This window comes from Ochrobactrum sp. PL_is483, from assembly GCF_055816855.1.
Map to the genome: position 1 here is coordinate 223,408 of NZ_JBVPGS010000040.1, position 20,563 is coordinate 243,970.

General features: G+C 58.0%; 18 protein-coding genes. 2 read left to right on the top strand and 16 right to left on the bottom strand.

Annotated elements, in window-relative coordinates:
- Positions 1–60: 60 nt before the first annotated feature.
- From cydC to AC0TNJ_RS19255, 10 genes are all read right to left on the bottom strand, one after another.
- Positions 61–1,743, bottom strand: coding sequence for a thiol reductant ABC exporter subunit CydC (cydC, locus tag AC0TNJ_RS19210; RefSeq protein WP_473772071.1), 1,683 nt, complete (start codon positions 1,741–1,743; stop codon positions 61–63).
- Entirely contained in the window at positions 1,740–3,488 is a 1,749-nt protein-coding gene (gene cydD, locus AC0TNJ_RS19215) for a thiol reductant ABC exporter subunit CydD (RefSeq protein ID WP_473772072.1), read from the bottom strand. The genes cydC and cydD overlap by 4 nt, the downstream gene beginning before the upstream one ends.
- Positions 3,485–4,069: a GbsR/MarR family transcriptional regulator gene (locus tag AC0TNJ_RS19220; protein WP_473769367.1), complete on the bottom strand. Its 585-nt coding sequence runs from the start codon at positions 4,067–4,069 to the stop codon at positions 3,485–3,487. The genes cydD and AC0TNJ_RS19220 overlap by 4 nt, the downstream gene beginning before the upstream one ends.
- Before the next feature lie 392 nt (positions 4,070–4,461).
- Positions 4,462–4,815, bottom strand: coding sequence for a monovalent cation/H(+) antiporter subunit G (gene mnhG, locus AC0TNJ_RS19225; RefSeq protein WP_122002359.1), 354 nt, complete (start codon positions 4,813–4,815; stop codon positions 4,462–4,464).
- Complete coding sequence (locus AC0TNJ_RS19230; protein WP_109988767.1) at positions 4,812–5,093, bottom strand: K+/H+ antiporter subunit F; 282 nt, start codon at positions 5,091–5,093, stop codon at positions 4,812–4,814. The genes mnhG and AC0TNJ_RS19230 overlap by 4 nt, the downstream gene beginning before the upstream one ends.
- On the bottom strand, positions 5,090–5,602 hold the full coding sequence (locus tag AC0TNJ_RS19235; RefSeq protein ID WP_473772073.1) for a Na+/H+ antiporter subunit E: 513 nt from the start codon (positions 5,600–5,602) through the stop codon (positions 5,090–5,092). Before AC0TNJ_RS19235 ends, AC0TNJ_RS19230 begins: the two co-directional genes overlap by 4 nt.
- The gene (locus AC0TNJ_RS19240; RefSeq protein ID WP_473772414.1) at positions 5,599–7,227 is read right to left on the bottom strand and encodes a monovalent cation/H+ antiporter subunit D; all 1,629 of its coding nucleotides are present in this window, start codon (positions 7,225–7,227) and stop codon (positions 5,599–5,601) included. The genes AC0TNJ_RS19235 and AC0TNJ_RS19240 overlap by 4 nt, the downstream gene beginning before the upstream one ends.
- A gap of 2 nt (positions 7,228–7,229) precedes the next feature.
- The gene (locus tag AC0TNJ_RS19245) at positions 7,230–7,568 is read right to left on the bottom strand and encodes a Na+/H+ antiporter subunit C (RefSeq protein WP_121981542.1); all 339 of its coding nucleotides are present in this window, start codon (positions 7,566–7,568) and stop codon (positions 7,230–7,232) included.
- Positions 7,568–10,483, bottom strand: coding sequence for a monovalent cation/H+ antiporter subunit A (locus AC0TNJ_RS19250; protein WP_122002357.1), 2,916 nt, complete (start codon positions 10,481–10,483; stop codon positions 7,568–7,570). Before AC0TNJ_RS19250 ends, AC0TNJ_RS19245 begins: the two co-directional genes overlap by 1 nt.
- A gap of 334 nt (positions 10,484–10,817) precedes the next feature.
- Positions 10,818–12,140: an FAD/NAD(P)-binding protein gene (locus AC0TNJ_RS19255; protein ID WP_473772074.1), complete on the bottom strand. Its 1,323-nt coding sequence runs from the start codon at positions 12,138–12,140 to the stop codon at positions 10,818–10,820.
- Positions 12,141–12,499: 359 nt separating this feature from the next.
- On the opposite strand from AC0TNJ_RS19255, the gene AC0TNJ_RS19260 reads away from it, so the two are divergent.
- Together AC0TNJ_RS19260 and AC0TNJ_RS19265 are read left to right on the top strand one after the other, a co-directional pair.
- Positions 12,500–13,099: a nitroreductase family protein gene (locus AC0TNJ_RS19260; RefSeq protein WP_473769371.1), complete on the top strand. Its 600-nt coding sequence runs from the start codon at positions 12,500–12,502 to the stop codon at positions 13,097–13,099.
- A gap of 222 nt (positions 13,100–13,321) precedes the next feature.
- On the top strand, positions 13,322–15,013 hold the full coding sequence (locus AC0TNJ_RS19265) for an ABC transporter substrate-binding protein (protein ID WP_473772075.1): 1,692 nt from the start codon (positions 13,322–13,324) through the stop codon (positions 15,011–15,013).
- Positions 15,014–15,138: 125 nt separating this feature from the next.
- Here the strand turns inward: AC0TNJ_RS19265 and mog are convergent, their stop codons facing one another.
- The 6 genes from mog to AC0TNJ_RS19295 form a co-directional block, all read right to left on the bottom strand.
- Complete coding sequence (mog, locus tag AC0TNJ_RS19270; RefSeq protein ID WP_473772076.1) at positions 15,139–15,660, bottom strand: molybdopterin adenylyltransferase; 522 nt, start codon at positions 15,658–15,660, stop codon at positions 15,139–15,141.
- A gap of 134 nt (positions 15,661–15,794) precedes the next feature.
- Positions 15,795–16,646, bottom strand: a complete 852-nt coding sequence (locus AC0TNJ_RS19275) for a transporter substrate-binding domain-containing protein (protein ID WP_473772077.1) — start codon at positions 16,644–16,646, stop codon at positions 15,795–15,797.
- 61 nt (positions 16,647–16,707) lie between these two features.
- A complete protein-coding gene (locus AC0TNJ_RS19280) occupies positions 16,708–17,502 on the bottom strand; it encodes an ATP-binding cassette domain-containing protein (RefSeq protein WP_122002351.1) in 795 nt (264 codons plus the stop codon).
- Positions 17,499–18,218 (bottom strand): ABC transporter permease, encoded by a 720-nt coding sequence (locus AC0TNJ_RS19285; protein ID WP_473772078.1) that lies wholly within the window; start codon positions 18,216–18,218, stop codon positions 17,499–17,501. The genes AC0TNJ_RS19280 and AC0TNJ_RS19285 overlap by 4 nt, the downstream gene beginning before the upstream one ends.
- On the bottom strand, positions 18,215–18,937 hold the full coding sequence (locus AC0TNJ_RS19290) for an ABC transporter permease subunit (RefSeq protein ID WP_122002349.1): 723 nt from the start codon (positions 18,935–18,937) through the stop codon (positions 18,215–18,217). The genes AC0TNJ_RS19285 and AC0TNJ_RS19290 overlap by 4 nt, the downstream gene beginning before the upstream one ends.
- 71 nt (positions 18,938–19,008) lie before the next feature.
- Positions 19,009–20,448 (bottom strand): M20 family metallopeptidase, encoded by a 1,440-nt coding sequence (locus AC0TNJ_RS19295; protein ID WP_473772079.1) that lies wholly within the window; start codon positions 20,446–20,448, stop codon positions 19,009–19,011.
- Between the last annotated feature and the right edge of the window lie 115 nt (positions 20,449–20,563).

A 20,563-nucleotide genomic window follows, 5' to 3' on the forward strand; every position in this document is an offset into this window, starting at 1 on the left:
TCCTGAAGACTTTCCCGCTTCAATTCCAACTACCGGTCCAAGTGCCGGTGCTGTTATCGCTTACCTCATGGTTTCGAGGATTTCGTCAAAGCGCACTGTCCCCTTACTTACGGACTCAATTAGAGCGCCTTGATTTAAAACAATGATCCGTTCACAAATTCGCGCTTCGCGGCGTATATGCGTGGCGATCAGCAGTGTGTGTGAACCGGCCCGCGCCTTGAGGCGTTCAAGAACATCCTCGGCGGTGGCACTGTCGAGACCTTCGGTCGGTTCATCCAGCAGCCAGAGCGGAACATCGGTCAGGAAAAGGCGCGCAAGGGCCAGACGTCGCGCCTGCCCGCCTGACAAACCCATGCCGCCCTCGCCCAGCATTGCGTCCAGTCCGGCAGGCAGGTCAGCGATAAAAGTGCCAAGGCCAGCGGCAGTCAGCGCATCCATCAGTTCCTGATCGCCTGCATCGGCGCGCGCCAGCCGCAGATTGCCGCGTATACTGTCCTGAAAAAGCTCCGTCCTCTGCGTGAGGAGCCGTGCCGGTAGCATTGCGACGCTGCCCCGATCAGTCGGAATTTCTCCGGCGAGCAGATTGAATAGCGTCGATTTCCCCGCGCCGCTTGTGCCAACGATGGCAACGCGCTCACCGGCAGCAATATCGAGCGTGATATTTTTCAGGGCATCGCGGTCGGCACCATCACGACGAACGGACACGTCTTTCAGCTGAACGGCCCTCCCCTTCACAGGCCATTGCGGCAGTGCGGCTTTGGCCTCATCTGTCAGTTGAGGCGCGACACGCTTTGCAGCAAGTACGGTGCGGCCAAGCTCCATCGCGCCGCGCCGCAAGGCCGAAAAAGGCTCCATCGCACCCAGAATGACCAGCATTCCAAGCGCGGCCACAGGCGCGCCGATGGTTTGCGCCTGCATCAGCAATCCAACCGCCACGAGGCCACCAGCAAGCAGGGCCGCATGAACGATACTGAAACCGGTGCCGGTAACAATTTCAATGCGGTTCAGCTTGCGATCCGATGCGGCGACGTAGCCATCCGCGCGAGCCAATGCCAGCTTCTGTTCCTCAAGGCGTCCCGCCATCAGAAGTTCGGTCTGCCCGGCAACAAGATCGACGGTGCGGGCCCGCAGCGCCTCCGTGCCTTTGGCGCGCTGCCGCATGGATTTTTCGGATCGGCGGGCCGCAAAAAGCGGAAGGCCAAGACCCGCGACAAGCAGGACAAGCGCTACCAGCAGCCCGAAAAGCGGGTTCATCAGGCCAAGCGCGATACCAGCCACAAGGGCGGTGGCAAGCGCAGCGCCGACCGGCACCACCACACGCAGATAAAGCGAATCCAGCGCATCAATGTCTGCGGTCAGACGGAACAGAAGACGCGCCGGACGTTTCAAAAGCGTGTTCGCAGCATTCGGGCGCGCCCAGCTGCGGAACAGTTTTTCGCGAAGGGCGGCGAGGATCGCAAGCGTTGCATCATGCGTGACGAGCCGCTCGAGATAGCGGGAGCCGGTGCGCAAGATCGCCAGCAGGCGAATACCGGCAGCGGGCGCGAACACATCGAACACAACCGCCGTGGCGATGCTCAGTCCAGCAATAGCTGTTTCCGTTATGAACCAGCCCGACAGGCCAAGAAGCGCAATGCCAGCGAGAACGGTTACGGTTGCCGTCGCGATGCCGGCAAGTAACGCCGTCCTCCTGGTTTGGAAGAACAGCCGCAGGATGGGCTGCAATGACTGAAAACCGTTCATTCCGCCGCCCTTCTCTGCCAGACCGGATCGTTTTCCGTGCTGCCATCCAGACGAACGATGCGATCCATCCGGCGCGCAAGAGTTTCGTCGTGAGTGGCGACGATCAGCGTCTTGCCTGTGGCAAGCTTCAGAAGGCTGTCAGCGATGAGCGTTGCCGTTTCCTGATCAAGATGCGCGGTGGGTTCGTCGGCCAGAATAATATCAGCAACCGGATCGATGGCAGCGCGGGAAAGAGCCAGCCGCAGGGCCTCGCCGCCGGAAATACCGGCTCCATTTTCGCCGATAAAGCTGTTCCCGGTGACGCCCGGAACATGACCAAGCGCCATGTCGTCGATGATGGTTCTGGTGGTTTCCAGATCGGCTTGCCGACCAAGCGTGATGTTCTGACGGGCCGAACCCGCAAAGATATGCGGCTTCTGGCCGATCCAGCTCATCCTTGTGCGAAGCGCAATTGCGGTTTCGTCCGTAAGCTCAACACCGCCGATCTCGACCCGGCCAGACTGCGGCGCCGTCAGCCCGGCAATAAGCGCCAGAATGGTGGATTTTCCATAGCCGCTTGGCGCGAGCAGCGCCACGTGCTCGCCAGCCTCGATATGAAGGCTGAATTCGTCGAGAACCGTGGCCCCGGTTCCGTAACCAAAGCTGACATTGTGCAAGGCAACTGTGGGAGTCTCGCCAATTACTGCCTGGCTTCCGCTCTTTCCGACAACCGACATGGGGTGTTCGGCAAGCTTTTCCAGCGCGTCGATAGAGGCTTCGCCTGCTGCGCGGTCGTGCCAGACGGCTGAAAGATCGCGCAGTGGTTCGAAGAATGTCGGAGACAGAAGCAGGACGAAAAGGCCTTCCGCCAAGGTCAGCTTATGGCCCCACGCTCCGAAGTCGAGCTGCCCCAGCAAATGGAAGCCGATATAGACCGCGACCATGGCGACGCCGATGGCGGCGAAAAGTTCGAGCACAGCGGACGACAGAAATGCGATGCGCAGGACCGACATTGTCTTGGAGCGCAGGGTTTCGGCGTTCTCGCGCAACCGGTTCGCGGTTGCGTCCACGGCATGAAATGTGCGGATGGTGGCAAGGCCACGCAGCCGGTCGAGCAGGAAGCCGTTCATGCCGCCGAGTGCGACCAGTTGCTTTTCGCTGGCAGCCTTTGCCCGCCAGCCGATCAGCGCCATGAAGACCGGTATCAGGGGCGCAGCCACCATAAGGACGAGCGCGGCGGCCCAGGAATACCAGAGCACGACTGCAAGTATCGCCAATGGAACCAGCATGACGCGAATGCGCACGGGCACGAAGCGTGAAAGATAGGGAACGACCATCTCCGCCTGTTCGGCGAGAATACTTGCCGCCTCGCCCGATGACGGACGCGTCACATCGAGCGGCGAGCGCTGAGCAAGAGCCGAAACGGCATTGGTCCGCAACCGTGAAAGCTCCAGCCGGGCAGCATCAAATGCGTTTGCCGCGCCTGCACCGTCAAGAAGGCTGCGCAGGCAGCCAAGAATGAAGATGCCTGCCGCGCTATAATAGATGGAAATATCGAAGCCGGTGTCGGCCAATCGTCCGATGGCAAAGGCCAGAATGCCCGCTTGCGGCAGCCACAAAACTGCTGCCAGCGCCTGAAGATATGCCCCCCGTTTCAGCAAGGACGGAACGGGACGACGCTGCGGACGGCGTGAACCTTGTTGGTCGCCTGCCGCCTTGCCGTCTTCTGCCGTCAATGCTTCCGTTCGGGGGACAACGGATGTCACTCTCGCTTAGGCTCCTTTTTGGCCGATGTTCGCCCGCGCCCGAGCGCCACGATCCTGTCCGTGGTTTCAAGGAAGCGGGTCACCTTGGCGCCAAGCGCCAGAAGACTGGTCAAACGGTCCGTATCGAGCCGCTTGACGTCGTCGTACCAGTTGGTCAGCCTTTCGATCAGGCCGTACATGTCCTTCATGCGATCCTGCGCATAAAGATCGCTGTCGCCTTTCGGCTGTTCCATCAGGATCTCACGCAGAACAGTCAGCGTGGGATCGATCTCGCGCTTCTTGCGCTCCTCGGCGAGCGTGCGCAGAATCTGCCACACATCGTCAGGCGTCGTGAAGAAATCACGGCGATCACCGGGAATGTGCTTCAGCAACACCAGATTCCAACCCTGCAACTCGCGAATGCCCATGGACACGTTCGAACGTGACACACCGAGGGCATCGACGATCTGGTCGGCGCAAAGCGGCTCAGGCGACACATAAAGCAGTGCATAGATCTGCCCCACGGTGCGGTTGATGCCCCAACGGCTGCCCATTTCTCCGAAGTGGAGCACGAACGACTGAACGATTGGCGACAATTCCAAAATGCTCTCTCCCGTAAATTCTGAATTTTCAGAAATTACTGAAATCCAGATAATTCAAATGACCTGAACCTTCAATCCGCTTGCCCCGGCGAAAGCCGGAATGGACAATTGGCCGCAGCCCCGGGACACTCCTCCAAATGTCCCAAAACACGACAGGCCACCGCTTCCGCTCCGCAGTCGATGGGCAATCAGGCCAGGGATTCGGCAAATGGCAGATAATGTTTCCGGTCGGCAGGATAGCCGGTCTTGAAGCGAACTCCAAAACAGGTCTCCGGTCAGGCCGGAAGCAGCAGCCGCCGCTCCCATCACGGAGCAGCGGATTTCCCCATTTGGTGCGGCGGAAAACGCAAGTTTTCCGCCCTCTCCGCACCCTCAAGCTTATACCAACAGACCTATAGCGGGTCGGAGGATGAAGGCAGCTCCTTGCTGTCCTGCGTTCTGTCGCGATGGATCACGGCGCGGCTGAGCAGCATGAGCGTTACCGGCGTTGTGACGACCACAAAGACGGTAATAAGCACTTCATGCAGAATCGGCTTCGATTGCAAGATGGAGAAAAATATAATCGACGCGATCAGGATGCCGCCCGCCCCGAACGACGAGCCGAGCGTGGGAGCATGAACGCGCTCGTAGAAGCTTTTGAAGCGGACGAGGCCGATACATCCGACAAGCGTCAGGAAGGCACCGACGACCAGAAAAAAAGAGATGACGATGGCGGCCCATACGGGAAGTTCGCCGGCATTGATCATTCTATCACCTCCCCGCGCATGAGGAATTTCGAAAGCGCCACGGTGGCAACGAACCCCAAAAGGGCGATAATCAGTGCTGCCTCAAAATAGATGATGCTTCCTGTGCGTATGCCGAACGTGATCAGGAGCAGAAGCGCGTTGAGATAGAGCGCGTCGGTTGCGAGAATGCGATCCTGCGCGCGCGGGCCGACGAGCAGCCTGTAGACCGCGCAAGCCATGGCGCCGAGCAGCATCAGTTGAGCGGCAAGCAGGGACCAGAAGATGATGACTGCGCTCATGCGGATTTCTCCTCTTCCATGTCTGCCGCGCCGAATATCCTGATGAGCGGCTGCTCATACCGTTCTTTGATGGTATCCCGCCACGCCTGCGCATCGTCCAGGTCAAGCACGTGGATCGTCAGCTCGCGCCTGGCGGCATTGTAATCGACCCACGCCGTACCCGGCGTCGCGGTGATTATACAGGCGAGAACCGCAAGCGCCGTGCGGTTTTCCAGATCAAGCTGGATAACGACAAAGCCCGGACGTCGCTTGCGCCCGTTCGACAGGATGAGGCCCGCAACGGCTATATTCGATTGTAGTATGTCATAGCTTATGGCGCCAAACAGCCAGAGCATCGTCGGGATGGAACGAATATGGTTCTTCTGCGGCTGCAAGGCCGTCATGATAAGGCATGCAACGAGCGCGATGACCGCACCAAGCAGGAGCTGCGCCCGCGTGAAGCCGTTCAAAAGCAACCAGAACAAAAGCAGCGAGGCGAACAGAAGCGGGTAAGGCAGGATTTTCTTCACTGTGCCTCCTCCGTTTGCATGCCAGCGCGCGACGCGTTGAGAACGCTGCTGATATAGGATGCAGGATTATGCAGCGAACGCGCCGTTTCATCCATGTAGCGCATCGCCGGACCGGCTGCGATTGTCAGCGCCAGACAGATTGCCAGAAGTCCTGCGATCGGCACGACTTCGCGCACCAGAACGCGCGGCACATTGCCTTCGAGCGAAGCCCAGAACGTGCGTATGCCGGTACGTGTCATCGCGATCAGTGCAGAGAGGCCGGACAGTAGAACGAGCGCAACCAGTGCCCAGCTCGCCGGACTGACAGGCATTGCAAGCTGCGGCGTCGGACCGTCACCATTGAAGACGGCTGCGAGGATGAGGAACTTGGCGATAAAGCCGGAGAATGGCGGCAAGCCGATCAGCAATATCGCGCAGATGCCGAAGAAAGTGCCAAGAACAGCAAGCGTTGCAGGCAACACCGCGCCGATCTCGTCCTCGTCTTCCTCCTCCTCGTCGTCACCATAGGCTTCCATGGTAACGGCAAGAACGTTGGCGGCGGCGTCCTGCCCGCGCTCGATCAATTCGATGAGCAGGAAGAAAGCCGCGATGGTGAGCGTGGAACTGACCATATAGAACAGCGCCGCGCCAGTCATCGCGGTGTTGCCGCTGCCGATAGCGGCCAGCAATGTGCCGGAGGATACGAGAATGCTGTAGCTGGCGAGTCGGCCCATCGCCTGCGATGCGACAACCCCGACCAGGCCGAAGGCAAGGGTGACCATTCCGCCGAAATAAAGCCAGTCATTGCCGAAGCCATAGGAGGAACCGGCACCGATGCCGAACATCAGCGGCGACAGGCGCAGAAGGACATAAATGCCTACCTTGCTCATGATGGCGAACACCGCCGCCACCGGCGCTGCTGCTGCGGTATAAGTCGGGGCGAGCCAGAAATTGAGCGGCCACATGCCTGCCTTGACCAGAAATGCGACGCCAAGGACTGCCGCACCAGCTTCAAGCAGCATGCGATCCTCCGGCGCGACCTGCGAAATTTTCTGCGCGAGATCAGCCATGTTCAAGGTGCCGGTCACGCCATAGATCAGGCTGACCCCAATCAGGAACAGCGACGACGCGACGAGATTGACGGCGATATAATGCATGCCAGCCTTCACGCGGGCCGGACCGGACCCATGCAGCGCAAGGCCGTAGGATGCGGCCAGCATGACCTCGAAAAAGACGAACAGATTGAACAGGTCGCCGGTCAGGAATGCGCCGTTCAATCCCATCAGAAGAAGCTGAAAGATCGTATGGAAATGTGGGCTCGCCTTGTGCCAATGGGCAAGCGCGAAGCTGAGCGACGCCATGCCAAGCAGGCTCGTCAGCACCAGCATCAGGGCCGCGAGGCGATCCAACACCAGCACGATGCCGAAAGGCGCTGGCCAGTTGCCGATCAGGTAAACCAGAGCGTCAGGCGCTTTTTCGCTCGCCATGCCTGCAAGTGTGACGGCAATCGCGATCAGCCCCAGGGTCGAGATGGAGTTGATGGCCATCTTGAGCTTGCGCTTGCGTTCGTCAAACAGCAGCAGGATAGCTGCCGTGACAAGCGGCAGGACAATCGGAGCAACGATGAGGTGCGTTTTCCAGTCCAACATCAGTTCTCCTTGCCGTCCACGTGGTCCGTACGTGTCAACCCGCGCGAAGCGAGCAGCACGACAAGGAAAAGTGCGGTCATTGCGAAACCGATGACGATGGCGGTCAGAACGAGCGCCTGCGGCACGGGATCGGTATATTGCGTGGCCTGAACGTCAACACCGCTATCGAGCACAGGAGCCGCATTGGTGCGCAGGCGCCCCATCGAGAAGATGAATAGGTTGACGGCATAGGAAACCAGCGACAGGCCGATTGCCACCTGAAAAGTGCGGGGGCGAAGAATGAGCCACACACCGGATGCCATCAGCACGCCGATTGCCAGAGCAAGAACGAGTTCCATCAGTTCTCCTCCTTCGTTGCGGCGAGCTTTTCGACACGGTGTTTACGCAGCGACTGGTGCGCGAGAGCGATCAAAACGAGCACGGTAGCCCCGACCACGAGTGTAAAGACCCCAAGATCGAACAGCAGAGCGCTGGCTGTCGGCATTTTTCCGATATGCGGTATTTCCGTATACTGGAAGAAGGTTGTCAGGAACGGATAGCCGAAGAACCACGATCCAGCGCCCGTTGCGGCGGCAAACAGCAGGCCGAGCCCGATCCAGCGCAGGGGCAGGATGCGCAAGCGATCCTCCACCACGCGCGCGCCTGATGCCAGATATTGCAGCAGGAATGCGATTGCGAGCGTGATACCGGCAGCAAACCCACCGCCCGGCAAATCATGGCCACGCAGGAACAGATGCACTGCCAGCACAATGATGACCGGGAACAGCCATTGCATGATGACGGACGGCACGGCCAGATAATCGGCCAGTGTTTCACCGGCCTTGCGATCGGGCGCTGCCTCGTCATAGGCATCCTGAATCTTCTGCTGGGCCGTCGATCCGGTCGTATCGGGCGCAGGACGGAAACGACGCAGGAGCGCAAAGACCGTAAGGCCGACAATGCCGAGGACCGCGATTTCCCCAAACGTATCGAAAGCGCGGAAATCCACCAGAATGACATTCACGACATTCTTGCCGCCGCCGCCCGAATAGGCGTTTTCGAGGAAATAGTCGCCGATGCTGCTGGGCGATACGCGCGTCATCACCGCATAGGCGATGGCGGCCACCCCTGCCCCGCTGCCGATGGCAAGCAGGAGATCGCGATAGCGGCGGATGCGAGGGCCAATCTGTACCGGAAGCGGATCGGGATCTTCCCAACGCTTCGGCAGCCAGCGAAGGCCGAGCAGCAGCAGAACGGTGGTGACGATTTCGACCAGCAATTGGGTCACTGCCAGGTCGGGCGCGGACAGCCAGACGAAGGTGATGCAGGTAACAAGCCCCGCCCCGCCCAGAAGAATGAGTGCAGCCAGCCGGTGAAACTTTGCCTGATAGGCCGCGCCGACGGCACAGGCCCCGCCAAGTATCCAAAGGCCGGCAAAGATAGGATCAACCGGCTGCGGACCGAGCGAACCAGATTGCAGGCCGGAGGCGAAAATCGGCCAGGCGGCGGCAAATACGGCCACCACGACAACGATACGCAGCTGCGGCTGCAAACGGCGCGTGCTGAGAAAGGCTTCGGCCTTGCGCGCCCAGTTCCATGACAGGGTCACCAGAACACGCTCAAAAATACGCTGCCCCTGCAAGTGCCGGAAGAGCGGCGGGCCATCTTCGCTGTTTGCGAGATAGTTTTTCAGCATCCAGTGCAGAAGAATGCCGCCTATCATGGCGATGATACTCATCATCAGCGGCAGATTGAAGCCGTGCCAGACAGAAAGGCTATATTCCGGCGTTGCCTTGCCTAGCACCGACAGAACAGCCGAATGCAGGAACGGGCCGATAGACAGACCCGGAACGACGCCGATCAACAGGCAAAGCAAGACCAGAAGCTCGATCGGACGGCGCATCCAGTGCGGAGGCTCGTGCGGCTCGCGCGGCAGATCATGCGGCGGCGGTCCGAAGAACGTCGAATAGATAAAGCGCACAGAATAGGCGACCGTGAAGATACCCGCAATCGTGGCAACATAAGGCGTGATCGTATCGAGCCACGACGCCATGTGGGTTTCCACCGCTTCAGCGAAGAACATTTCCTTGGAAATGAAACCGTTGAGCAACGGCACGCCCGCCATGGCCGCGCTCGCCACCATGGCAAGCGTCGCAGTATAAGGCATGGGGCGCAACAGCCCGCTCAGCTTGCGCATGTCGCGCGTGCCGGTTTCGTGATCGATGATGCCCGCCGCCATGAAGAGCGATGCCTTGAAGATCGCGTGATTGACCATGTGGAAAATCGCGGCAACGGCAGCCAGCGGACTTCCGAGGCTGAGCAGAACCGTGATCAGGCCAAGATTGCTGATAGTCGAATAGGCGAGCAGACCTTTGAGATCCTGCTGGAAAACCGCAAAGAAACTCGCGATCAGAAGCGTTATCAGACCGGCGGAACCGACGATCCAGAACCACTCCTCAGTTCCGCTGAAAACCGGCCAAAGACGGGCAAGCAGGAACACGCCAGCCTTCACCATGGTCGCCGAATGCAGATAGGCAGATACAGGCGTCGGCGCAGCCATGGCGTTCGGAAGCCAGAAATGGAACGGAAACTGGGCGCTTTTGGTGAATGCGCCGAGCAGGATCAGAATGAGCGCCACACTGTAGAGCGGATGAGTCCGAACGAGGTTGCCCGCCGCCAGAACGTTGTCGAGATCGTAGCTTCCCACGATATGCCCAAGGATCAGAACGCCTGCCAGCAAACAGAAACCGCCTATGCCGGTCACCGTCAGTGCCATACGCGCTCCGTCACGGGCGCTTGCATTGTGATACCAATAGCCGATCAGCAGAAATGAGAAGATGCTGGTCAGTTCCCAGAATACCGCAAGCAAAATCAGATTGCCCGACAGAACAACGCCAAGCATCGATCCCATGAAGGACAAAAGGAACGAGAAGAACCTTGGCACCGGATCTTCCGGCGACATGTAATAGCGCGCATAAATGACGACCAGAAGGCCGATGCCCGTGATGAGCATCGCGAAAAGCCATGCAAAGCCGTCCATCCGGAAAGTAACATTGAGCCCGTAGGCCGGAAGCCACTCCACGGTGCCGCGAAGCACCTTGCCGTCCGATACGATGGGGTAAAGGCTGGCGGTGACGATAAAGGCGACAAGCGCGATCGCTGCTGTAAACCAGGCCGAGCCGCTGCGGTCAGCCCCCCTGAATAATCCGGTTATGGCGCTGCCGAGGAATGGTAGAAGGACAAGCAGGAAAAGCATTCTGCCGTCCATCGTCATGCGCCACAGGCCTCCTAGCCGAAATCAAGGTTGATCCGAAGCAGGCACCGCTCAAGAAAACAGCAACAGAATCGCTCCGGCAAGTTGTAGAGAGGAATCATATGTCCCGATGGCCTTATTATGACGGGCCACGGAACATTATGGCAATAGCTTTCAATGGCTTATGGTGCAGATTTGAATCATTTTATGGTTCCTCTTGCCAGAAAATCTATAATTTATCGGTTGCTGCGAACCGCGATGCCTGATGATTGGACATACTCACCCGAAAATCTTTCAGTCGAATGACATAGTCTTATCGGGAAGATTGTCGCGGACACGCCTTTTGAAGAGGCCCTTATCCTTCAAGCAAAATCGCGGAAAGCCTCTCAGCCTGAACGCGAATGTCCGGCACGGCTGTGACTTCCCAGAATGCGCCCCTCGTAACCGGACCGATGGCGAAAAACGGACCGGATGGCTCGCCTCTCGCATTGAGAAGCTGCAGCCCGCGGGTTACGTCCAACCCCAGATCGAGGGCATCCGGTCGAGCCAGCCCATGTTCCATAAGTCCGATCAATGCCGCATTGCGGGTTGTCGAGAAACGCGAATTGCCGCCACGGCAATCAATGACGGCTGCCACATGCAGCGTCTCAATCTTTTCGCTGCGCCGTGGGCGATAGCGGATTTCCATCCCTCCTCCTTCGTCGCGCACGGAAACGAGATGACCCGCCGTGATTTTAAGCTGTCCGTTGTCCACGGCAGATTCGATACGATCCGCCACAGCCGGAGCCATGCGATGGCGATGGACATCCCACCATGGGCGAAGATGCCTGAGAAAACCGCGACGCTGTGAAGTCGGCAACCCGGCCCAAATATGCTGCGTATGCGGGCGCAGGCCGTCCATCACACTGCGCCAGCCGGAACCGGCTGTTTCCGCTTCCGCCATCATAGCGCGCACGCGCTGCATGAGCTTCGGCAGGCCCAGCGATACGGACAGATCGTCCGCCGCAATCGGAACGGCTTGAGCCGGGGCGTGACGCGCGGGTAAAAGCCCCCGGCGTGAAATCGCGTATATCAGGGCACGATGCCCCTTGTCGAGCAACGACAACACGCTGTCGATCATCGAAAGGCCGGTACCGAATATCGCGACCGGAGCATCAGCCGGCACGTCGAAATAGCCATTGCTTGACCAGTATTCCGTAATCTGGCTGCCGGATTTCGCAATGGCGGCCTCATTTCCCGTCGCAAGAATAACCGCATCGGTTTCGAAGGTTTCGCCGGTTTCGGTGACAACGGTCGGTCTGCCTGCTTTCAGCGACACGTCAACAATACCGGTCTTTTCAACCGTCAATCGTGAGTCACCTGCTGAAAGATAAGGCTCAATCAAATGCTCCAGATAGGCCCGGTAGACTTTACGCGGCACAAAACTGTGCGGCTCCCATGGGTCGCCGCCCGTCTGCAACCAATTGAGGAAATGATCCGGCTGATCGGGAAAGGCGCTCATATTGCTGGCGCGGACATTGAGAAGATGACTGGAATTGTCCGTCGCGTAAGCTATCCCCGTTCCCAACCGGCCCGACCGTTCGAAAATTCGCACGGTCGATTCCGGCGAACGCCGGAGCAATTGTGCAGCCAGAATGATGCCGCTTGCTCCGGCGCCGATGATGACAAATGACTTCAAACTATCGTGACCTCATCCCGTTTTGCGACAACGACCCGAAACGAGTGCCGTCAAAATCCGCGCCTTAAATCTCACCTTTTTAGTTAGATTCCACCAAAGAACCGCTCTTGTAAACCCTGCAGAACCGGGAAGTTTGTTGTGAGAGCAATGCGCAGTGGCCCGTTTTCACTGCAAACGCATGACGGGAAAGTAAACAGTCCGATGAAACTAGCCACGTATCGTTGACAGTGTGTTTCAGAAACATGGGCTGGCCTCCCGCGCCTAAATAACAATATCTAGCTCATCATTATCGCAACAGGTTGCCTTGAAAATCCCAAGCCGGACAGCCTGCCCGACCGCTGAAACACAGGACCCCAGTCATGAATAATTCCCTGCTGAATTCCATCAAGAAGCGCCGTACGCAGTATGCTCTGGGCAAATCCCTTCCGTTGTCGAATGAAGATGTGGCGGAGCTGATCCGCGAAGCGGTCAAGCACACGCCTTCCTCCTTCAACTCGCAGAGTTCACGTGCCGTAATCCTGTTTGGCGCCGAGAGCGACAAGCTGTGGAGCATGGTGAAGGAAACGCTCCGCCAGATCGTTCCAGCCGACGCATTCTCGCAGACGGAAGCCAAAATCGACAGCTTCGCTGCCGGTGCCGGTACGGTATTGTTCTACGAAGACCAGAATGTCGTTAAGGGACTTCAGGAAAACTTCCCGCTTTATGCCGACAACTTCCCGGTCTGGTCTGAACAGTCGAGCGGCATGGCGCAGCATTCGGTCTGGACCGCGCTTGCCAATGCGAATATCGGCGCCAGCCTCCAGCACTATAACCCGCTGATCGATCAGGAAGTCGCCCGGACCTGGGATATTCCAGCCTCGTGGAAACTCCGTGCCCAGATGCCGTTCGGCTCAAACGAACAGCCCTTCGGCGAAAAGGCTTTCATAGACGACGCCGACCGTTTCAGAGTTTTCTTCTAAGCGTTCATTGCATCGAAAAAGATCGGGCCGGAGGAGTTTCCTCCGGCTTTTTCGTTTCATCGGGAAAATATTTCATCAGGCCGTTGTCCCCTCCCCAAAAGCTGGATGTAATGCAGATGCTTCAAGAGAGTCGCGACGAAGCGACAAGCTTGCGAAGCTTCATCAAAGCGGGCCGCAATCGCGCGACATGTGCGGATTGCGTGGTCCGAAGGGGGAAGTTGCATGACAACCGTAATACCGCCATTTGCTCATATCTCGAAGGCTGCCCATACCAGGCACGGCCTTGCACGGAAGCTGCTGCGAGCATCCATACCGGCCGCGCTCGCGTTCACACTATTTTTGTCCGCGTCACCGAAAGCGGTAGAAGCCGCGACGCCGGCCGACACGCTTGTCATCGCGATGAGCATCGACGATGTCATTTCGCTCGATCCGGCTGAAATCTTCGAGATCACCACGTCTGAGGTGCTGACCAGCACCTATGAGCGGCTTATCACGACCGACACCAAGGACCCGACCAAGATCATCCCTCAGATTGCCGAAAGCTGGACCTTTTCGGACGACGGCAAGTCGATCACGTTCAAAATCCGCAAGGGGCTGAAATTCGCTTCCGGCAACCCTTTGACCGCCAAGGACGCCGCCTATTCGCTACAGCGCGCCATCAAGCTGGACAAGAGCCCGGCGTTCATTCTGAGCCAATTTGGTCTCACCCGCGAAAATGCCGACCAGAACATCGTCGCGACCGACGACGAAACGCTCGTTTTCACCACAGGCAAGGCTTTTGCGCCAAGCTTTGTTCTCAATTGTCTCACATCCAGCGTTGCATCGATTGTCGACAGCAAGCTGGTGAAGGAGCATGAGCAGAAGGCGGAAAAGACCAAGGACTACCCTTACGAAACCGATTTCGGCTACGAATGGCTAAAAAACAACTATGCGGGCTCCGGTCCTCTGGCGCTCAGGCAATGGCGCGCCAATGAAGTTCTTCTTCTGGAGCGCAACGAAAACTATGCCGATCCAAAACCGGCGATGAAGCGCGTCATCTATCGCCATGTGAAGGAAGGTGTTTCTCAGCGCTTGCTCCTGCAGGCGGGTGACGTCGACATTGCCCGCAATCTGGAACCCGGCGACATCGAAGAACTGAGCAAGGACGAGAAGTTCCACGTCATCAACGCACCAAAAGGCCGCGTCTATTATCTGGTGGCCAACCAGAATGTGCCTGAACTTGCAAAGCCCGAAGTCCGGCAGGCGCTTAAATATCTGATCGACTACGATACGATCGAGGCGAAACTCATCAAGGGCATCGGCCGCACGCACCAGTCGTTCCTGCCCCTCGGCATGTTCGGCGCTGTCGGTGACAAGCCGTTCACCTATGATGTCGATAAAGCCAGGGAACTGCTTGCCAAGGCGGGCCTGAAGGACGGCTTCAAGGTGACGCTGGACGTTCGCAACACCCAGCCATTTGTCGGCATCGCCGAAAACATCCAGCAGACCATGGGCAAGGCGGGCGTGCAGGTGGAAATCCTGCAAGGCGATGGCAGGCTGACAACCACCAAGGTTCGCGCACGCAAGCATCAGATGGCTCTTGGCATCTGGGGGCCGGATTATTGGGACCCGCACACCAATGCAGTGACCTTCACCAACAATCCGAACAATGGCGAAGACGTCTCGATGCGCACGAGCGCATGGCAGGCGCATTGGGATATTCCGGAATTGACGGCGGAAACCATGGCTGCCGCCGAAGAGCGTGATACCGCCAAGCGTGAGGCGATGTATCACGACCTTCAAAAGAAGTTCCAGGACACAAGCCCGTTCGCGATCATTTACCAGCAGATCGAAACAGCCGTGACCAGCTCGAACGTGCACGGTTTCAACATGGTGGCCGATGCCAACTATGTTCAGACCGTAACGAAGGACTGACGGGAAACGAAATGGCCGGGCAAAACACCCGGCCATTTTAGGAAACGGCGACAGTAGTTATACGGTCTGACAATAAGTGCCGGTAGTTTCGAACCGCTTGCGTCGCCGGTTTTGAGGCTATCGGCTCAACCCGGTCGATGAGCCTTCACAACTGCCGGATCGGTATCGATCCGCCGCGCTCCAATAAGGTCGAGACAATAAGGTACCGCCGGAAAAATGGCCTGCAAGGTCATGGCGATAGATGCCGGTTTGCCGGGTAGATTGAGAATGAAGCTCTTGCCGCGGCTGCCCGCCGTCTGGCGGGAAAGAATAGCGGTCGGTGTCTGCTCAAGGCTGACGCGGCGCATCAACTCACCAAACCCCGGTAGTTCCTTATGCAGGACCGCCTGCATGGCCTCTGGCGTTTCATCACGCGGGCTCGGCCCTGTGCCGCCTGTCGTCAGGATGAGATCGCAAGCCTCGTTGTCACAAAGATCGATCAGCGTATCCCGTACCGATTGCATGCCGTCGGGAATGACACGGCGGACTGTTTCATACGGCGTGACGACAGCGGTTTTAATCCATGCTTCCATAGCCGGGCCGCTCAGATCTTCGTATTCACCGCGGCTTGCACGGTCGGAAACAGTCACAAAACCGATCTTTACCATCACGTTCTCACAGCTAGTTTTGGGCTCAATAAACTTCTGGCGGACTTATAGGCGCTCATCGGTTTGATGTGAAGGTTTGCGCACATGAAAACGCCGCCCGGAGGCGGCGCTTTGCAAATGATGTAACTCAGAAATTACGGCGTAACGTCGAAGCCGAACCACTTTTCCGACAGACGCTTGATCGTGCCGTCAGCCTTTGCAGCTTCAATGGCTTCATCGAACATCTTTTTCAGTTCGGCATCATCCTTGCGCAAGCCTACACCGACGCCGCGTCCGAGAATGCCGCCCTTGAAGAACGGGCCGGTCATGACGATGTCTTCATTGCCAGGCTTCTTGGCAGCGTCTGCGAGATAAGCGAGCGAAGCCACGACCAGGTCGACACGGCCAGACTTCAGATCGAGGTCGTGCTGTTCCGTGGTTTTGTATTCACGGATGTCGATGTTTTCCTTGAAATACTTGTCGAGAAGCGTCAGGCCGAGCGAAGCGGTCTGGACACCAACGGTGCGGCCCTTGATTTCGGCCGATACTTCGTCGATTGCCTTCTGGGCTGCCGCTTCATCCTTGGCGAGATAAAGGGTTTCGCCAGTGTGCGGCAGCTTCGCAAAAGGGCTATCCTTCAGCGTTGCGAAAGTCTGCGGCGTCAGGCCATAGGAAACCGAGAAGCTGATCGTCTCTTCACGCTTGGCCGTTGCCGTGAGGCCAGCCATGATCGCATCGAACTTGCCGGCATTAAGCGCAGGGATCATGCTGTCGAAAGGCTGGGCAACGATCGAGCACTCAACCTTCATGCGCGTGCAGAGATCCTTGTAAAGATCGATTTCAAAGCCATCCAGCGAGCCATCGGGCTTGGTGAAGTTGTAGGGACGGTAAGCGCCTTCCGTCGCGATGGTGATCTTCGTCCACTTCTTTTCCTCGGCATGAGCCGAGATGCTCGTCAGAGCAAGAGCGGAAATGAACACGGCTTTAAAAAGTCCGATAGCCTTCATTGCAGTTATCCTGTTGCGGTTGTTTCTGTCCGGCGTCCGCCGGAACGCAGAATTTCGAAAATTAGGCAGCGTTCTCGTGGCTGATGAACTTGCGGAAACGTTCCGACTTCGAGTTGCTGAACACATCTTCCGGTGCCCCGTCCTCTTCCACCAGTCCCTGATGGAAAAAGACGACGCGGTTGGAAACATCGCGCGCGAAGCCCATTTCATGGGTCACGACCAGCATGGTGCGGCCTTCCTCGGCCAGACCGCGCATGACACGCAAAACTTCACCGACCAGTTCCGGATCGAGCGCGGAAGTCGGCTCGTCGAAAAGCATGACCTTCGGCTTCATCGCCAGCGCGCGGGCAATCGCGGCGCGCTGCTGCTGCCCGCCCGAAAGATGGGCTGGATAGAAATCGCGCTTGTCGGCAATGCCGACCTTTGCCAGCAGGGCTTCTGCTTCCGCCACGCATTCCGCGCGCGGCCGTCCCTGCACAAAGATCGGCGCTTCTATGATGTTTTCCAGAATGGTCTTGTGCGACCACAGGTTAAAGCTCTGAAACACCATGCCGAGTTCCGAACGAATGCGCGAAACCTGCTTCTTGTCGGTCGGGTAGGCTTCACCTTTCGAGTTCTTCGCCATGCGGATGGTCTCACCCGAAACCGTGACCGTGCCCGACGAAGGCGTCTCCAACAGATTGATGCAGCGCAGGAAAGTTGATTTGCCGGAGCCGGACGAACCGAGGATCGAAATGACCTCGCCTTCGCGCGCTTCAAGCGAAATGCCCTTGAGCACCTCATTCGCACCAAAGCTCTTGCGCAGGTTTTCGACTTTCAGCGCCACCGGTGCATTGGGGGAAACGTTTTTGCTCACGATGTTTGTCCCTCGGAGGAAAGCTTGACGACTGGCTGGCGCAGATATGGCGTCAGTCTATATTCTGCGAACATCAGCACGCGCGTCAGAATGAAGTTGATGGCAAGGTAGATCGCGCCGGCGATCACGAAGATTTCTATGGCCCGATAGCTCTCGGCGATCAGCTTTGCTGCGATGCCGGTCACTTCCATGAGCGTGATGATCGATGCAAGCGAGGTTGCCTTGATCATCGATATCATTTCGTTGCCATAACCCGGCAACGCTTGACGGATCGCAAGAGGCATCACGACACGCCGGAAGCAGGTGAAGGCGCTCATGCCGCAAGCCTTTGCGGCTTCGATCTGGCCGTGCGGCACCGACAGCAGGCCGCCGCGGATGATCTCGCTCGCATAGGCAGCGTTGTTCAACGTCAGCGCAATGATCGCACACCAGTAAGGCTCACGCAAAACCGGCCAAAGGAACGAGTAGCGAATGATCGGAAACTGGCTGAGACCGTAATAGATAATGAATATCTGTACCAGAAGCGGTGTTCCGCGGAACACGAAGACGTAGATGCGCGCGATCCAGTCCAGCACCTTGATGCCCGACAGGCGCATCATGGCAAAAAGCAGGGCCAGCAAGGCGCCGAGCACGATGGAACTTACCGCGAGCTTCAAGGTCAGCGGCACACCGCCCAGCATCTGGAAGAACGCATCGGAATAGAATTCAAGGTTCATTTTGCCCTCCGGACGCCGCGCGAGAAGTGGCGCTCGGCCATCTGCAAAAGCCCGCCGGAAACCGACGAAATCGCCAGATAGAGTGCACCGGCAATGAGGAAGAAGTTGAAGGGCAAACCAGTGGAACCCGCGCCGATCTGTGCCTGACGCAGAAGCTCAACCACACCGGCAACCGACACCAGGGCGGATTCCTTGAGCGAAACCTGCCAGACATTGCCGAGGCCCGGCAGGGCGTGCCGCAGCGCGAGCGGTGCGATGATGCGGCGGAATTTCAACATTCGGCCCATGCCGCAGGCGGTTGCAGCTTCGATCTCGCCTTTGAAGACGGCCCGGAACGCGCCTCGAAATACTTCCGTGTGATGCGCGCCACAGGAAATGCCGATTGCCAGTACACCGGCCAGAAAACCCGGAAAACCGATAAAACCTTCCGCTCCAAAATATTTGCCGAGCGCGGTAACAGCCGCACTGCCGCCGAAATAGAACAGATAGATGACGAGGAGGTCTGGAATACCACGAATGATCGTGGTGTAGCCGTCGGCGACTGCACGCAGCGTGCGCCCACCGGAAATCTTCGCCCAAGCGGCAAAAACGCCGATGGCGGCACCGAGAAGGAAGCCAAGAACGGCGAGCGCCACGCTCACCAATGCGCCCATCAGCAGCACATAGCCCCAGCCATCCGGCCCGAAGCTCAAAATATCGAGAAAGCCCATCTGCTTCATGATGCGTCAGGCCCTGTTGGAGGTGGGGGATTGAATGTCATTTCTATTTTCAAAACTATCGGCCGTCATCGTCATTTGGCGGTTTCGGGCAGAGCCGGTTGAACGCTGTCTGGAATCGGATTGACGAAAACGGTTCCGCCGAGCCGTTTTTCGTGATCCTGCTTTGCTTTCTCGATCTGCGCCGGATCGCGGAACAGCTCGATGGCCGTGCTGCCCATGATCTTCGCAGCATGGGCCATGCCCTTGTGCGCAGCGGGCAGCTTGCCCTGTGCCACCATCTGCCACGAATGAAGCGGCGTACCGATCGCGCAGGTCGCACCGCGCATCTGCACCGTGGGCACAACCCAACTCACACTGCCCACATCAGTTGAGCCGACGAGAGTATTGTCGCCCTTATAGGGCGTATAGATATCCTCGCAAAGCGAAAGGCCCTCTTTTGGCTCCACACCGAAGCGGCGGAAGGCATCGGAAATGTCTTCCTTCGAAAGCGTCTTCTGGAACCGGCTTGCCGTTTCACGGTCCTGATCGTCGAAGTCCGGAGGTCCGAGACGCTCGAGCTGCGATTGCATCAGTTGTTCCAGAGGCGTATTGCCGATCAAATCGGCATCGCCGCTGATAACTTCGCTGCGGACCGTCGTTTCGGTCATCAGGGCGGCACCCTCGGCGATTTTCTTCACGCGCTCCAGAAGCGACTGCATTTCCGGCAGGCTGCGGGCGCGGACGAGATAGCGCACCGTTGCCCTGGCTTGCACGACATTCGGCGCAAACCCGCCTGTATCTGTCACTGCATAATGAATGCGCGCCGTGGATGGCATATGCTCGCGCATATAGTTCACACCCACATTCATCAGTTCGACTGCGTCGAGCGCGCTGCGTCCCAGATGCGGCGCCGATGAAGCATGGGCCGCGCGACCGTTGAAGTGGAAATTGATCTCGTTGCAGGCGAGCGAAACCGGATCGTTTACACCGGCAAATGGTGCGGGGTGCCAGCAGAAGGCGATATCGACATCATCGAACAGGCCTTCGCGAACCATGAATCCCTTGGCCGAGCCACCCTCTTCCGCCGGGCAGCCATAATAGCGCACGCGTCCCTTGATACCTTGTGCAGCGAGATAATCCTTGACTGCCGCAGCGGCGAGCAGAGAGCCCGCACCCAGCAGATTGTGGCCGCAGCCATGACCATGGCCACCTGCTTCCAGTGGCAGTTCTTCGACCAGCCCCGATACCTGGCTCAATCCCGGCAAGGCATCAAATTCACCGAGAATAGCAATAACCGGCCCGTCCTCGCCAGCTTCGCCCATGACCGCTGTTGGCAGTCCTGCAATGCCACGCTCGACGCGAAACCCTTCGGCTTCCAGCATTGCCGCATGCGCATCGCTCGATTTGTATTCTTCATAGTTTGTTTCAGGATTATCCCAAACCGTATCGCTCAGTTCGAAATATGCGGCGCTCTTGGCGTCGACGATATCCCAAATATCGTTATGGTTTTTCAACTTGGCTCCGTCGCTCATTTCGCCGCCATCCCGAAGGATGCCGACTGGCGCCGAGACATTTCGGCAGTGATATTGCCGAAACCTCCTCGGGCTCTAATTTTGTTGATGCTGATAGAACCCGGGGCCTACTCTC